We start from the raw sequence: 15,969 nt of genomic DNA, 5'->3' as shown, positions 1-15,969 counted from the left end.
GACGAACACCAGCACGCCCAGCACGGCTTCCAGGAAGCCCTCCCGGACGGGCCGTTGACGCAGCTCGTCACGGACCGTGCGTGCCAGTGCCCCGGCGCCCGCCTTGGCCGCCAGCGCCACCCGGAGCTGCGCGAACAGCGATGCGCGAGGCGCCGGTGGCGGCTGGGCCAGACTCTCCGGGCGTACGAACGCCTGCACCAGATCCACGTCCGCCCATCGGTCGAGACGCGTCCCCTGCTCCAGGTCATGGGCGAGGTCGATGAATTCCGTACTGCGCAGTTCGAAGGCGGGCTCGGCGGCGAGGACCCTCAGTTCCGCCGCCAGCTTCCTCTGTTGCAGGTCCGCCTGCGCGGTGCCGGATGCTGCCTGTGCCAACCCTGTATCCCCCTGAATCGGGTGTTCCCCGTGACCATGCGCCTGGTCGCCCACCTCACCGCGACCGCATGGGGGGACGCCCCCGGGATCGCGTTGGTTCCAGGCCGAGTTGAGAATCCCACACTCGCCGTTGACACGGGCACGGGGCGGATCTACGTTCGGACAGAAAGCGCTTACTCAACTGCCTTCGAAGGGGAGTGTTGACGACGTCCCGCACCGGCTCATCCGCAGACATAGAGACAGACAGAGACACCGGCGCCGGCTTCGCGGGTCTCCCCGGCGCCGTCGCCGTGTCGCATCTGACCGTGTACGACTGGGAGGCCGCCGACGGCCTGCGCGGTGGTACCCCGCATCTGCATCTGACCTGCTCCGAGGGGTACGTCGTGACCGCGGGACGCGGCGCCGTACAGACCCTCACCGCCGGCGGATTCGCCAGCACCGCGCTGGAGGCGGGCGCCCTCGTGTGGTTCACCCCCGGCACCATCCACCGTCTCGTCAACGAGGACGGTCTGCGGATCGTCGTGCTGATGCAGAACAACGGACTGCCCGAGGCCGGGGACGCCGTACTGACCCTGCCACCGGAACACCTGACCGACCCCGAGACGTACGGCCGCGTCGTCCGCGTCCCCGAGGGCAGCGAGGCCGAGCAGGCGGCGTTCACCCGGCGCCGCCGGGATCTGGCCGTCGAGGGCTTCGCGGCACTGCGCGCGGCGTGGGACGCGGGGGACGAGAAGCCGCTGCTGGACTTCCACCGGGCGGCCGGCGCGCTGGTCCGGCCGAGGCTCGACGACTGGCGGGCGCGCTGGGAGACCGGCGCGGCCGAGGCCGCGCGGCAGACCGGCGTCCAGCTCGACCGGCTCACCGAGGGCGACGCGTCGCACCTCGCCGATGCGCGCGTACACGCCCGACTGCCCGGAGCCCACGGCAGGTTCGGGATGTGCGGGCGGCTCGACACCTACGCGGTGTGAGCCGAACCCGTCGCACACGGGGGAGCGGTACGCACGGGGGAGCGGTACGCCGGCCGGACCGGCGTACCGCCCCGCGTCGGATCAGTCGGCGTAGACCTCCAGTTCGGAGAGCTGCGCGGCCGGCCAGCCCGTGTTCCCGGTGACGGTCACCCGTACGTAACGGGTCGCCGTCCCCGGCAGGGTGACCGTGGCGGTGTTGGCGCTCGACGGGTTGAAGGTGACACCCGCCGATGCCTTGAGCGAGGTGTACGTCCCGTTGTCGGTGCTGCCCGAGACGCTCAGGGTCTGCGTACGGGTCCCCCAGGCGGCGGCCGGCGGAAGCTTCAGCACCAGCCGGTCGACGTTCTTCGCCGCGCCGAGATCCACGGTGATGGACTGCGGGAAGGCGTTGTTGGTGCTCTCCCAGTAGGTGTCGGCGTTGCCGTCCACCGCGTTGCCGGGGCCGTACGACTGCACCTGGCCGGTCGCGGTGACCGGACGGCCCTGGGCGAGGTTGCCCTCGTCACCCGGCGGGTCGGTCGGCGGGTCCGTCGGGTCGCCGGGGTCCACCGGGCCGCCGGGCACACCGCCGTTGGTCCACTGCGGCGCGGGCCACACACCGGTGCAGGCGGGCGGGTTGGAGTACCAGCCGGAGTTGCCGCTGCCGACCTGGGTGATCTGGAACCCGGCGCCCACACAGTTGTGGATCTTGTTGGACTGGGCGATGTTGGTGGCCTTGACGTTCTCGAAGCTGGCCTTGCCCGGTGCCTGGATCTGGAGCGCGTAGGTACCCGCGCCGTCGATCTTGATGTTCTTGAAGTTCAGCCCGTTCGTCGCGCCCTCGATCAGATGGATCGCGGCGTAGGAGCTGTCGAGTATCTCGGTGTCGGTGATGTTGATCGTGGCGTTGTTGATGGGTTCGTTGAGCCCGCTGAACCACACCGCGCCGACACCGAACTGCCAGTTGAAGTCGTTGTTCCCGGCCCGGATCAGTGTGTTGCGTGCGGCGGTGTGCGTGCCCGAAACAGCTGTCCCCTGACCGGAGTTGACACCCGGATAGCGGTTGGCGATGTGCAGGCCGCCGCCGTTGGTGATGGTGTCCGACATGACGTTGTCGGAGATGGTGATGTCCTTGCCGCCGTACGTGACGATGTTGTTCGCCAGGATCGGCAGGATCACCGTGTTGAAGGTGAACTTGTTGTTGACGTTCGGGATGTTCTCCGCCCACATGGCCAGACCGTCGTCACCCGTGTTGCGGACGAAGGTGTTGGTCACGGTGGAGTTGGTGACGCCGTAGTGGAAGTTCACCCCGTCGGCCGTCTGGTCCAGGATGCGGCTGTTCTTGATGGTGAGGTTGTTCATCGGACCGTCCACCCAGGCACCGCACTTGGTGTGCTGCATCCAGATGTTGTCGATGACGGAGTTCGACAGCGCGCCACCGATGGCGTTGACCTGGTCGTTGTCCACGCGCTCACGGATGTCGCCCATGATGGCGAAGTCCTTGAGGGTGACATTGCTGCTGCCACCCTGGTTGGCGTACTTGCCGTAGACGCCGACCGCCTTGCTGCGGTCGGTGGGGTGACGGCCCTTGAGGACGCTGTACCAGGGTCCGGCCCCGGCGAGCGTCACCTGGTCGACCACGATGTGGTCGCGGATCTCGAAGTTGCCCTGCGGGATGTAGACGGTTCTGTTCTGCGCCTGCCCGGCGGCCACCGCCGCCTGGAACTTGGCGGTCGAGTCGGCGGCTCCCGTCGGGTCGGCGCCGAAGTCGGCGACGACGTCGAGCGCGCCCGAGGGCTTGCCGATCGGCGCGGCCACCTGCTCGAAGTCGGCCAGGTCGATGGTGAACGTGGGGGACTGCGCGGTCGACGACACCTGGAGGCGGACCTTGGTGCCGGTCGCCAGGGTGGAGCCGAACATGGTGCGCGTCTCGTCGTAGAAGTGGTGGGGGTTGGTGTCGCCGGGGTTGTTGTTGAACGGGTAACCGCCGTAGTACCAGCCGTACTTGGAGGTCACCGGCACGTTCTTGAGCTGGCTGCCGTTGACCCGTACGTCGATCCCGGCGTCCCGGCCGGTCCCCGCGGAGTTGTCGGGCAGCGAGTAGCGGAAGGTCATCGCGTTGGCCGGCTTGGTGAGGGTGAACTCCACGTACTCACCGACCGCGTCGAGTGTCACGGCCTGCCGTCCGGAGGCCTCCGAGGGAAGCGATCCGTACAGCCGGTTGGGGCCGATCAGGGTGCCGTTGGTGGCGGCGTACTCGGCCTCGTGCTCCACGAAGGGCACGGTGGCGCCACGGCCGGGGATGCCGATGGGTGAGGGGGCGGGGACTCCGGCGGCCATGGCCGCGGGGGCGGCGGACATGACGACGACGGCGGCCGTCCCGGCCACCACCGTCGCGAGAGCCAGGGAGGCGGAGAGGGAGGCGGACACACCGCGGCGCAGCAGGCGGCGTCTTGGGGGAGATGTCACAGACTTACGTCCTTGCGGCTCGTAGGGACTCTGCGGACGCGAAAAGGCTAGAAGTGGTTCCGCAGGAAGTCTATGAATCCGTGCAAGAAATGAATGCCCGCCGAGAACTCCTCGTGGTTGCGTATCGCCGCATCACCCCTCATATGTAGGCAAGTTGACGTCCGCGGCGATCTCGGCGCGACTCAACTCCTTTGATCGCGCCGGTACTTCACGGGGCGTCCGTTCGCCATCCGGTCGCAAAACTCTCCCTGATCACAGCAAGAATCGATGTCGCACGAGAAGCCCACGGCGGCCCCATGCGCACCTCTTGTGAGCCCTCGGGGATCGGCTCTACGATTCTTGACACGGGACATGAAACGATTCAATCAAAGGGGCGGGCATGGGCATGGGCTGGACACGCAGAGGTCTCCTGGGCACCTCCGTGGGCGCGGGCGCCGGGATCGTCTCGCTCGCCGCGGGCCCGGCGGCCTCGGCCGCCACACCCGCCAAGGGAGACAGGCCGGATCGAGGAGGCGCCGGGCTGCGCGTCGTCGCCGCCAAGGTCGAGTACGCCGAACACGTCCTCGGCACCGACAACCCCGCACCGCTGCTCTCCTGGGAGCTGACGGCCGACGGGCACGGCGCCGGGCAGCGCGCGTACCAGATCAGGGCCGCCACCGACCCGCGCGACCTCGCCAAGGGCCGCGGACTCCTCTGGGACACCGGCAAGGTGACCTCCTCCCGCACCGTCGCCGTCCCCTACGCCGGACCCGCTCTGCCACCCCGTACCCGCTGCCACTGGCAGGTCCGTGTCTGGGACGGCGACGGTGATGTCTCGGCCTGGAGCACCGCCGGCTGGTGGGAGACCGCACTCGGCGGCGAGAAGTGGGGCGCCACCTGGATCGGCGCCGACGCCGGCCCCGCACCGCTCGGCCTCGAAGGCGCCTCCTGGATCTGGACCGAGGGCGCGACCACCGGCAACGCCCCCGCCGGACCACGGTGGTTCCGCGCCGCCCTCGACCTCCCCGCCGGCGCCGGCGTCGAGAGCGCCGCCTTCGTCGCCACCGCCGACGACGACTTCACCCTCCACATCGACGGCGCCCAGGTGGCGCACGCGCCCCAGCAGCAGGACGGCTGGCGCACCGGCAGGACCGCCGATGTCACCGAGGCCGTCAAGGCGGCCGGGCGGCGCGTCGTCCTCGCCGCCGTCGCCACCAACCGGGGCGGCGCCTCCGTCAACCCCGGCGGCTTCATCGCCCGCCTCGTCGTGCGGACCACCGACGGCCGCAGCCATGAACTCGCCACCGGCGGCGACTGGCTGACCTTCGAGACCGAACAACAGGGCTGGCAGCGAACGGACTTCGACGACAGCGGGTGGGCCGCCGCCACCGTCCTCGCCCCCTACGGCGAGGGCCCCTGGGGCGACGACGTGTCCGTCGCCCGCCCCGAGGCGCCCGCGCCCCTGCTGCGCCGCGAGTTCGCCGTACGCAAACCGGTCACCCGCGCCCGCCTCTACATCAGCGGACTCGCCTACTACGTCGCCGAGTTGAACGGGAAGCCCATCGGAGAGCAGGTGCTCGACCCGGGCTTCACCGACTACGACGAGACCGTCCTGTACGCCGTGCACGACGTGACAGCCCTCCTGCGACGGGGCGACAACGCCCTCGGCGTGACCCTCGGCCGCGGCTTCTACGGCATGACCACCCCCAACGTCTGGAACTGGCACCAGCCCCCCTGGCACGGCGAGCCCCGGCTCCTGTGCCGGCTGGAGGCCGAGCACCCCGACGGCACCCGCACCACCGTCGTCTCCGACACCGACTGGCGCATGACCGAGGGCCCCACCCTCACCAACTCCCTCTACGCCGGGGAGACGTACGACGCGCGCCTGGCGCCCGCGAACTGGACCCGGCCCGGCTTCGACGACAGCGGCTGGCGCGCCCCGGGCGCCCAGGAGGCACCGAAGGGCGCCCTGCGCGCCCAGCCGCACGACCCCATCGAGATCATCGACACCCTCACCCCCACCGGGATCAGCGAACTGCGCCCGGGTGTGTACGTGGTGGACATGGGGCAGACCACCGCCGGCTGGACCCGATTGACCGTCAAGGCACCTGCGGGCACGGTTGTTTCACTCACCCACGGTGAGAAGCTGAAGGCGGACGGCAGTGTGCACGCCGAGACCGGACACGTACCCGGCCGCTTCCAGCGCGACGAGTACATCTGCGCGGGCGGCGCGAAGCCCGAGGTGTGGGAGCCGTCGTTCTCGTACAAGGGCTTCCGCTACGTACAGATCGAGGGCCTGCCCGCCCGCCCCGAGCCGTCCGACGTGCTCGGCCGCGTCGTCCACACCAAGGTCGACGAGGTCAGCGCGTTCTCCTGCTCCGAGCCGTTCTACGAGAAGCTCGACAAGGCGATGCGCCGTACCCTCCTGAACAACCTGCACGGCATCCCGACCGACACCCCCATGTACGAGAAGAACGGCTGGACCGGCGACGCCCAACTCGGCGCGCCCACCCTCGCGTACGCCTTCGGCGTCCACCGCTTCCTCGGCAAGTGGCTGGACGATCTGAGTGACAGTCAGAACGCCGACGGACAACTGCCGGTGATCGTCCCGAGCGGCGGCTGGGGTTACGGCGACCTCGGCCCGTCCCCCGAGTGGACCACCGTCTACCCGTTCCTGGTGCGCGAGGTGTACCGGGTGTACGGCGACGACCAGATCGCTCGGCGGCACTGGACCGTCCTCACCCGCTACCTGGACTGGGAGCTGGACCGCCTCGTGGACGGCCTCGCCGTCACCGCCCTCGGCGACTACCTGCCGCCCGGCTACGGCGGCAACCCGCCCGAGGACACCCGCCTCACCGCGACCGCCTATCTGCACCGGGCGTTGACGGACACCGCCGAGATGGGCGACGTGCTGGGCCACGACGACGTGGCCGCCCGCTACCGAACGGCGGCCACCGCCCTCAAGGACGCCCTGAACGCGGAGTTCCTCAACGACGCCGGCCACTACAGCACCGCCAAGGACCCCGACTACCGGCAGACCTCCAACGCCGTCCCGCTCGCCTTCGGCCTCGTCCCCCCGGGCGCCCGCGCCTCCGTCGTGGACAGCCTCGTCGCCGACATCACCGAGCGCGGCAACCACCTCAACACCGGCGCGCTCGGCACCAGCGTGCTGCTGCGCGTCCTGTCCGCGCACGGTCACCCGGACGTCGCCCACGCCATCGCCACCCAGCGCACCTACCCCAGTTGGGGCTACTGGTTCGACAACGGCGCCGACACCATGTGGGAGATGTGGCACCTCGACTCCCGCTCCCGCGACCACTACTTCCAGGGCACCGTCACCCAGTGGCTGTACGAGAACGTGGCCGGCCTGCGCCCCGGCGACGACGGCTACCGCACCTTCACCGTCCGCCCCGACGCCCGCACCGGGGTCAGCTGGGCGCGTACGTCGATCCGTACGGTACGGGGACCGGCGTCCGTCGCCTGGTCCAAGGTCGGCCGCGACCTGCGGCTGACCGTGAAGGTACCGGTCGGGGCGAGCGCCGAGATCCAGGTGCCCGCCGAGCGCAAGGACAAGGTCAGCGCGCCGAAGGGCGTCACGTACGTCCGTACGGAGCCCGGCTTCCAGGTCTACCGCGCCGGACACGGGGCGTGGGACTTCGTGGCCCGGGGCTGACCCCGCCGGAAGCCGCCGCCGTTGTCGCCGGACGGGCCACCGGGCCCGCCCGGCGACACAGGCCGAGCGTGACTCCGCGGCATGGTGACGGTGCGTCAGATCCGGTGCGCGCCGCCTGCGCGCGGCATCGAGGACTCCCGTACCACCAACTCCGGCTGCAGCACGATCCGCCTGTGCCGATGGTCGGCCGCCGACTCGCCGGTCTCCTCGATCAGCAGCTCCGCGGCGAGCCGCCCCATCTGCGACGCGGGCTGCCGCACCGACGTCAGCGGCACGGCGGCGGCCGACGCGAACTCGATGTCGTCGTACCCCACGAGCGCCATCTCGTCCGGAACCGCCACCCCCGCCCCGTACATCGACTGAAGCACCCCCAGCGCCAGCAGATCGTTCGCGCAGAACACCGCGCTCGGCCTGCTGTGCAGCCCCAGCAGCCGCGCCCCGGAGTCACGCCCCGCCGGCACGTCCAGCCGCCGCGCCTCCACCACCCGCAGCCGGTCGGCCGGCAGCCCGGCCTCCTCCAGCGCCAGCAGCGCGCCCGCCCGCCGGTCACGGCACTGCGCGAGATGCAGCGGCCCCGACACGTACGCGATGTCGGTGTGCCCCTGGGCAAGCAGGTGGCGCATCGCGAGCGCCCCGCCGGTGACGTCGTCCACGGACACCGAACAGCCCTCGGTGCTCGGCACCACCCGGTCCACGAAGACGTACGGGATGTCCTGCCGCCGGAAGCTCTCCAGATTCCGGCCGGTCTCGTCCGTCGGCGTGATCAGCACGCCACGCACCCGCTGCTCGCTGAAGAGCCCCAGATACTCGGCCTCCTCGCTGCTGCTCTGCGCGCTGTTGCAGAGCATCACGCCGAGCCCGGACTGCCGGGCCGCCCGCTCCGCGCCGGTGGCCACGTCCACGAAGAACGGGTTCGCCATGTCGAGCACCAGCAGCGCGATGATGCGGCTGCGGCCCGCCCGCAGATGACGGGCCGACTCACTGCGCACGTAGCCCAGACGCTCGATGGTGGACAGCACCCTCGCCCGCGTCTCCTCGGCCACCGAGTCCGGCCGGTTGATCACGTTCGACACCGTGCCGACGGAGACGCCCGCCACTCGGGCGACGTCCTTGATACCCACCGATTGCGCCATCAGTCAGTGACCTCCACCAGCTCCAGACCGCTCAGACCGGCCAACGCGCGCAGCTCCGGAATGATGTCGCCGGCGGCGAGCGCCCAGTGGTGTCCCACTCCGCTCGCACTCCACGCGTCGGTCCACTCGCCCGGGTCGCGGCCGAAGTCGACACGCGAGGTGGTGTTGCCGATTTCCAGCAGCGGGCCTTCGACCACCTTACCCACCGCGGTGACCAGCTTGTAGCGACCGTCCCTGGACTGGCCGAGTCCCACGAGCGACACCGGACCCCGCCGTACGTCGCACTCGACGGACACTCCCCAGCCGCGTTTGCCGTGGTAGACGCCGAGGCCGCGCAGCACAGGGCGGCGCGCGCAGACGGTCGGGTTCGCGGGTCCGTCGTGGCCCATCTCCACCACGCCGTCGCGGAAATTCAGCGCCTGGAGCTCGGTGAACGTGCCGCCCGCGCCGAGCCGGCCGGTGATCAGCATGGCCAGTGACGTGCGCAGCTCGTACTCCCCGCAGGCGGGGATGCCGCGCGCCGTCAGCAGCGAGGAGCCGAGGATCATGCCCGCGCCGAGGCGTTCGTGGATCTCCCCCTCCAGACCCCGGTGGTAGTACGCCAGTGAGTCGAGAGCGAAGTCGTCCACCAGCCGGTCCAGCCCGACCGCCACCCTGGCCGCCCACACCAGGTCCTCCTCGACCACGGATTCCGCGATCTCGAACGCCGCGCGTGTCTCGGCGAGCTTCGCCGCCACCGCCGTCTCGCCGGCCCCTGGAGCCCGGACCCGCAGATCGTCGAACTCCAGCACCTCCACATGGCCGCCGAGGTTGGCCGGCACCATCGTCAGGTCCGTCGACACGTCGTACATCCCCGGATACAGATGGCCCATCAGACCGTGCCGGCCTTTGCGCAGGGCGCCGCGCACCCCGGCCGCCCGGATCCACCGGCCGATCCGCTCCCAGGCCCGCTCGTCCTCCAGATGGCCGGAGACGGAACGGAAGGGCACCCCGACGCGCTCGAAGGCGTTCGCCATCTCCGGCAGGGGACAGGCGCCGCAGTACGCCAGCCACTCACCGGTGCCGAACGTGGCGTGGTCCATCGCCTCGGTCGGCTGGAGATTGATGAGCAGCACGGGCGCGCCGCTGCGCTGCGCGACCGGTACGAGCATCGTCGCCGTCATGTAGGTGGTGAGGAAGCCGACGATCAGATCGCAGTCGGCGGCCCGCAGCTTCTCGGCCGCCGCCGCCCCCTCCTGGGCGTCGGAGACGAATCCGACGTCCACCACCTCGGCGTCGAACGCCGCCAGACGCTCCGTCACACGCCGTGCGGAAAGCTTCAGTTGGGGCAGCAGGTCGGGGAACTGGGGCCAGTACGCGCCGAGCCCGCCGGAGACGAGCCCGATCCGGCTGCGGCGAGCGGTGGTTGACGCGTTCATCGTGCCGCTCAGAAGTCGAAGTCGCCGATGTTCTCGGCGTCGAAGACCGTCGGCGGGCCGAGGATGATCTCGCCGTCCTCGCCGATCGTGTACTCGCCCAGCTCGCCCGCCTTGAACTTCTCGCCCTCGGCCCCGGTGATCTGCCCGGACGCCAGCGCCGCCGCCGCGTACGTGCCGAGATAGCCGAGTTTCTTCGGGTCCCACAGCGAGAACTGGTCGAGCGTCCCGTTCTCGATGTACTTACGCATCTGGTTCGGCGTGCCGAGACCGTTCAGAACGACCTTCCCCTTGTAGGAGGAGTCGCCGATGTAGCGGGCCGCCGCCGCGATGCCGACGGTCGTCGGCGAGATGATCCCCTTGAGGTTCGGGTACGCCTTCAGCAGCCCCTGTGTCTCCTGGAACGACTTCTGGTCCTGGTCGTCCCCGTACGCGACCTTCACCAGCTTCATGTCCTTGTACTCGGGCTTCGTCAGCTCGTCCTTCATGAAGTCGATCCAGGTGTTCTGGTTCGTCGCGTTCTGCGTCGCCGACAGGATCGCGATCTCGCCCTTGTTGCCGAGCTGCTTCGCGATGTTGCGGACCTGGCTGCGGCCGATCTCCTCGGAGCTGGCCTGGTTGATGAAGAGCTGACGGCAGTCCTTGGCGGTGTCGGAGTCGTAGGCCACCACCTTGATGTCCTGCTTCATCGCCTGCTTGAGGGGCCCGCAGACCGCGTTCGGGTCGTTGGCCGCGATGAGGATCGCGTCCTGCTTCTGCTGGATGAGGGTGTTGATGTACGACACCTGCGACGACGCCTTCGCGTTGGAGGGCCCGACCTCCTTGCCGGTGGCGCCGATCTCGCCGGCCGCCGCGATGCCCGCGTCGTCGACGATCTTCTCGTACGGGTTGTTGATCTGCTTGGGCAGGAAGGCGATCTTCAGGCCCTTTTTCAGCGGGGCGTCCGGATTCGCCTTGGCGTCGCCCGCGTCGGCGGGGGCGTCGTCCTTGACGGAGTCCTTCGTCGTGCCCGAGCAGCCGGACACGGCGAGGGTCAGGGCACAGAGCGCGGCGGATGCGGTGACGACGGCGCGGCGTCGGGTGCGGGCCTGCGACAGCATGGTGGGTGCCTTTCGGGATCGGGACGTCAGGAGGTCGGGATGTCGGGAGGTACGTGGGAAGTCAGGGCGCGGCGGAGACCGGGACGGATTCTTCGGCCGCCGTACGCCGATGTCGGCGCTCGGCGAACACGGCGATGATCCGGGGCGTCAGCACGGAGGCCACGAGCAGCAGCCCGGTGACAATCACCTGGATCTCGTTGGAGATGTCGTTGAGGGTCAGCAGATTCGTCAGAAGCCCGATCAGCAGCACACCCGCGACGGCGCCCCCGAGCGTGCCCTTGCCACCGTCGAAGTCGACGCCGCCGAGCAACACCGATGCGATGACGACCAGTTCGAGACCGAGCCCGTTGTCGGCGCGGGCGCTGCCGTAGCGCAGGGTGTAGACGATCCCGGCGAACGACGCGACCAGACCGGACACCACGAACAGCACCAGCTTGAGCCGCTTGACCCGGATGCCCGCGAACCACGCGGCGTCCTCCTGCGCGCCGATCGCGAACAGCGAACGGCCGAATCCCGTGCAGTGCAGGGCGATCGCCGTGACGACGGCGAGCACCGCGAACAGCGCCACCGGGTACGGGACGAACGTGCCGGGCACCGTTTCCGTGTACGCCGCGTACCGGGCGTACGTCTCGGGGAAGTCGGCCACCGCCTCGTCACCGAGGATGACCGACGCCAGCCCCCGGTACAGCGTGAGCGTGCCGATGGTGACGGCCAGCGAGGGCAGCCCGACGCGGGTGACGAGCCAGCCGTTGAGCAGCCCGCCGACCGCGCCCGCCAACAGACAGAGCGGCACGATCAGTTCGAAGGCGAAGCCCGCCTGCCAGAGCGAACCGGCGAGCGCGCTGGACAGCCCCAGCATCGACGCCACGGAGAGATCCACCTGCCCGGCGACCACCAGCAGCGTCATCGGCAGCGCGATGAGCGCGATCTCGGACACGTCACCGAGAGCGGCCGAGAGGTTGTCGGTGTGGGCGAACCCGTCCGTGGTGCCGGTGCCGGCCAGGAAGACCGCGATCAGCAGGATGCCGACGGCCGTGTCCCAGCGCAGGAATCTCGTCTTCGCCGTCCTGGCGGTCATCGTCGGCTCCTCTTCCTGAGCGCGCTGGTCGTACGCACCTGCACGACGCGATCGGTGGTGATGGCCGCGAGCAACAGCACGCCGGTGATGGCCTGTTGCCAGAAGGAGTCGACCTTGAGGACGACCAGCGCGCTGCCGATGGTGGTGAGCAGCAGCGCGCCGAGCGCCGCGCCCCAGACGCTCCCCGTACCGCCCGTGATGGCCACACCGCCGACGACGACGGCGCTGACGACGGTCAGCTCCCAGCCGTTGGCCGCGTCCGCGACGACGGTGCCGAAGCGGGCGAGCCACAGCGCGCCCGCGAAGCCCGCGACGGCGCCGGAGAAGGCGTACGCGGCCAGGATCCGGCGGCGTACGGGAATCCCCGCCAGCCGCGCGGCGTCGGGGCTCGACCCGATCGCGTACAGCTCACGACCGCTGCGGTACGTGCGCAGGAAGTAGCCGGTCGCGGCGAGTACGGCGGCGGAGATCAGCGGCAGATACGGCACCCCCAGGACGCTGCCCGAGCCGAGGGACAGCACCCCGTCGGGGACGTTGGCGGCGTTGATCTGCTCGCCGTGCGCCCAGGCGTGGTCGATGCCCTGGATGATGTAGAGCATCCCGAGCGTCACCACGAGCGCGGGCACCCGGCCGAAGCTGACGAGCGCGCCGCTGACCAGTCCGCAGACGGTGCCGAGCGCGATACCGAGCAGCACGACGGTGAGCGCGCTGTGGTCGGTGCCGGCGACGAAGTGGCCGCAGGCGAACGCCGTGAGACCCACGACCGAACCGACCGACAGGTCGATGTTGCGCGTCATCACGACGACCGACTGACCGACGGCGAGCAGCACCAGGATCGAGGAGTTGAGCAGCAGGTCCTTGACGCCCTGGTCGTCGAGGAAGCCGGGGTTGGCGAGCCAGGTGCCGAGGATCAGCAGCGCGAGCGCGCCGCCGATCGCGATCTCCCGGGCGCGGAAGACCGCGTCGACCAGCGACCGGGCCGACCGGCCCTCCTCGGCGGGCGCCGGCGGGGTGGGATCGGGGGTGGGCCTGTGGAGGGTGCTGGTCATGGGGTCGGCTCCTTCTCCGCCGTACGCCCGGTGGCCGCGGCCATCACTGTCTCCTCCGTCGCCCGCTCCCGCGGTATCTCGGCGGTGAGCCGCCCCTCGTGCATCACCAGAATCCGGTCGGCCATCCGCAGCACCTCGGGAAGATCGGACGACACCATCAGCACGGCGAGCCCGTCGGCTGCCAGCGCCGAGAGCAGCCGGTGGACCTCGGCCTTCGTACCGACGTCGATGCCGCGCGTCGGCTCGTCCACGATCAGCACGGCCGGGTCGGTGGCCAGCCACTTCGCGAGGACGACCTTCTGCTGATTGCCGCCGGACAGGACGGACACCGGATCGGCGAGCCTGTTGTACTTCAGCTGGAGCTTCACCGCCCAGTCGGCGGCGCGCCCGTGTTCGAGCGCCCGGCTGACCAGTCCGCGCCGGCGTACGCTGCGCAGCCCCGTCAGTCCGATGTTCCGCTCGATGGACATCTCCATCACCAGACCGCGCAGCCGCCGGTCCTCGGGCACGAGCGCGAGCCCGGCGTCCATCGCTGCCGTCGGCGAACCGGCGGGCAGCACCCGGCCGTCGACCCGTACCTCGCCCGCGTCGGCGCGGTCCACCCCGAAGACGGCCTGCGCCACCTCGCTGCGCCCCGCGCCCACCAGCCCGGCCAGGGCGACGATCTCACCGCGCCGCACGTCGAACGACACGTCCCTGAAGACACCTTCACGGGTCAGCCGGCGCACGGACAGCACCGTCGCCCCGGGCTCGGCCGCCGCCTTGGGATACAGGTCGTCCAGATCGCGGCCGACCATCCGGCGTACGAGGTCGTCCTCGGTGAGCCCGTCGAGCGGCTCGGATGCGACATGCCGGCCGTCGCGCAGAGTGGTGACGTGCGAGCAGAGACCGAAGATCTCCTCCAGCCGGTGCGAGATGAACAGCACCGCCGCGCCTTCCGCTCGCAGCGTCCGTACGACGGCGAACAGCCGGGCGGTCTCACCGCCGGTGAGCGCGGCCGTCGGCTCGTCCATGATCAGGACGCGCGCGTCGAAGGAGAGCGCCTTGGCGATCTCGACGATCTGCTGGTCGGCGATGGACAGTCCGCGCGCGGGCCGCTGCGGATCGAGCGCGACCCCGAGTCTGCTCATCAGGGCGGCCGTCGCGCGGTGCACGGCCTTGCGGTCGATACGCCCGGCGGAGCGCCGGGGCTGACGGCCCATGAAGATGTTCTCGGCGATCGAGAGATCGGGGAAGAGCGTCGGTTCCTGGTAGATGACGGCGATCCCGGCGTTCCTGGCGTCGGCGGGGCCGTGGAAGACCACGGGGTCGCCGGCGAGGAGGAGTTGGCCCTCGTCGGGGCGGTGGACTCCGGCGAGCGTCTTGATCAGGGTGGACTTGCCCGCACCGTTCTCACCGGCCAGGGCGTGGATCTCACCGGACCGCAGTTCCAGGGAGACGTCGTGCAGGGCCCGTACGGCTCCGAAGGACTTGGAGACTCCTCTCAGCGCCAGGACAGGGGCCGGGCCCTTGTCGGGCTTTTCCATGGCGGGCTCCTCGGCGGGGCTGATGTGGTCAGCTGATGTCGTCACGTCACTCGTGAAAGGATTCAACTTTTCCGGAAGCTAGACGGGCCGAGCGCTTCGCGTCAATGGGCGTGCACCGGAAAGCCTCGACTCTTGCGCATGGCCTGCCGGATGGCCCGGTGGCGGTGAGCGAGGGCCTTGACACGCTGGTCGGCCCGGCTCATCATCGCCCATGATGAATCGATTCATGGCTGCTGAATGGAGCGTTGAGGGATGACGAGCCGCCGATCCGACATCTCCGCCGTGAAGGCGGCCCTCGCGGCACAGGCCGTCGAGACGCCGTCCTGGGCGTACGGCAACAGCGGGACCCGGTTCAAGGTCTTCGCCCGGCCCGGCGTGCCCCGTACCCCCGAGGAGAAACTGGACGACGCGGCCCGCGTGCACGCCCACACCGGCGTCGCGCCCACCGTCGCGCTGCACATCCCCTGGGACAAGGTCGACGACTACGGCGCACTGGCCGCGTACGCCGCCGAGCGCGGCGTGAAGCTCGGCACCGTCAACGCCAACGTCTTCCAGGACGACGACTACAAGCTCGGCAGCGTGTGCCACCCGGACGCGGCGGTCCGCCGCAAGGCGCTCGGGCATCTCATGGAGTGCGTCGACATCATGGACGCGACGGGGTCACGCGACCTCAAGCTCTGGTTCTCCGACGGCACCAACTACCCAGGCCAGGACGACATCCGCGCCCGCCAGGACCGTCTCTCCGAGGCACTGGACGCCGTGTACGCACGGCTCGGCGACGACCAGCGGATGCTGGTGGAGTACAAACTGTTCGAGCCCGCCTTCTACGCCACCGACGTGCCCGACTGGGGCACGGCGTACGCCCACTGTCTGCGCCTCGGCGAGAAGGCCCAGGTCGTGGTCGACACCGGCCACCACGCGCCAGGCACGAACATCGAGTTCATCGTCGCGATCCTGCTGCGGGAGGGGAAACTCGGCGGCTTCGACTTCAACTCCCGCTTCTACGCGGACGACGACCTGATGGCCGGCGCCGCCGACCCGTTCCAGCTCTTCCGGATCATGTACGAGGTGATCCGGGGCGGCGGACTCACGGCGGACATCGCCTTCATGCTCGACCAGTGCCACAACATCGAGGAGAAGGTCCCCGCGGTCATCCGCTCGGTGATGAACGTCCAGGAGGCCACGGCGAAGGCACTGCTGGTCGACGCGGACGCGCTGGCCGCCG

10 protein-coding genes and 1 pseudogene are annotated in these 15,969 nt (G+C 70.1%); 3 read left to right on the top strand and 8 right to left on the bottom strand.

The window, feature by feature from the left end:
- Positions 1–375: pseudogene (locus BHU15_RS30900) on the bottom strand (hypothetical protein); the annotation flags it as partial.
- A gap of 233 nt (positions 376–608) precedes the next feature.
- Between BHU15_RS30900 and BHU15_RS30895 the strand changes: the two are divergent.
- Positions 609–1,343 carry a cupin domain-containing protein gene (locus BHU15_RS30895; protein WP_069630151.1) on the top strand — a complete coding sequence of 245 codons (735 nt, stop codon included), beginning with the start codon at positions 609–611 and terminating at the stop codon, positions 1,341–1,343.
- An 81-nt stretch (positions 1,344–1,424) separates the two neighbouring features.
- Here the strand turns inward: BHU15_RS30895 and BHU15_RS30890 are convergent, their stop codons facing one another.
- Positions 1,425–3,791 carry a discoidin domain-containing protein gene (locus BHU15_RS30890; protein WP_031228804.1) on the bottom strand — a complete coding sequence of 789 codons (2,367 nt, stop codon included), beginning with the start codon at positions 3,789–3,791 and terminating at the stop codon, positions 1,425–1,427.
- A 385-nt stretch (positions 3,792–4,176) separates the two neighbouring features.
- Here BHU15_RS30890 and BHU15_RS30885 point away from each other — a divergent pair, with 385 nt between their 5' ends.
- Positions 4,177–7,443, top strand: a complete 3,267-nt coding sequence (locus tag BHU15_RS30885) for an alpha-L-rhamnosidase (protein WP_255293253.1) — start codon at positions 4,177–4,179, stop codon at positions 7,441–7,443.
- Between the two features lie 95 nt (positions 7,444–7,538).
- Here BHU15_RS30885 and BHU15_RS30880 read toward each other — a convergent pair whose 3' ends face one another.
- The 6 genes from BHU15_RS30880 to BHU15_RS30855 form a co-directional block, all read right to left on the bottom strand.
- A complete protein-coding gene (locus tag BHU15_RS30880) occupies positions 7,539–8,576 on the bottom strand; it encodes a LacI family DNA-binding transcriptional regulator (protein WP_069630149.1) in 1,038 nt (345 codons plus the stop codon).
- Positions 8,576–9,994 (bottom strand): L-fucose/L-arabinose isomerase family protein, encoded by a 1,419-nt coding sequence (locus BHU15_RS30875; protein WP_069630148.1) that lies wholly within the window; start codon positions 9,992–9,994, stop codon positions 8,576–8,578. The genes BHU15_RS30880 and BHU15_RS30875 overlap by 1 nt, the downstream gene beginning before the upstream one ends.
- An 8-nt stretch (positions 9,995–10,002) precedes the next feature.
- Positions 10,003–11,091, bottom strand: coding sequence for a rhamnose ABC transporter substrate-binding protein (gene rhaS / locus BHU15_RS30870; protein ID WP_069630147.1), 1,089 nt, complete (start codon positions 11,089–11,091; stop codon positions 10,003–10,005).
- A 61-nt stretch (positions 11,092–11,152) separates the two neighbouring features.
- Positions 11,153–12,169, bottom strand: a complete 1,017-nt coding sequence (locus tag BHU15_RS30865; protein ID WP_023537155.1) for an ABC transporter permease — start codon at positions 12,167–12,169, stop codon at positions 11,153–11,155.
- Entirely contained in the window at positions 12,166–13,218 is a 1,053-nt protein-coding gene (locus tag BHU15_RS30860; RefSeq protein WP_069630146.1) for an ABC transporter permease, read from the bottom strand. Before BHU15_RS30860 ends, BHU15_RS30865 begins: the two co-directional genes overlap by 4 nt.
- The gene (locus BHU15_RS30855) at positions 13,215–14,744 is read right to left on the bottom strand and encodes a sugar ABC transporter ATP-binding protein (RefSeq protein WP_069630145.1); all 1,530 of its coding nucleotides are present in this window, start codon (positions 14,742–14,744) and stop codon (positions 13,215–13,217) included. Before BHU15_RS30855 ends, BHU15_RS30860 begins: the two co-directional genes overlap by 4 nt.
- A gap of 252 nt (positions 14,745–14,996) precedes the next feature.
- On the opposite strand from BHU15_RS30855, the gene rhaI reads away from it, so the two are divergent.
- A partial coding sequence (gene rhaI, locus BHU15_RS30850; protein ID WP_069630144.1) for an L-rhamnose isomerase occupies positions 14,997–15,969 on the top strand: 973 nt, incomplete at its 3' end.

Origin of the sequence: Streptomyces niveus, assembly GCF_001723055.1 — a bacterium.
Taxonomy (GTDB): Bacteria; Actinomycetota; Actinomycetes; order Streptomycetales; family Streptomycetaceae; genus Streptomyces; species Streptomyces niveus.
Note: the sequence above shows the minus strand (reverse complement) of the source record. Positions and strands in the feature narration are given on the sequence as shown.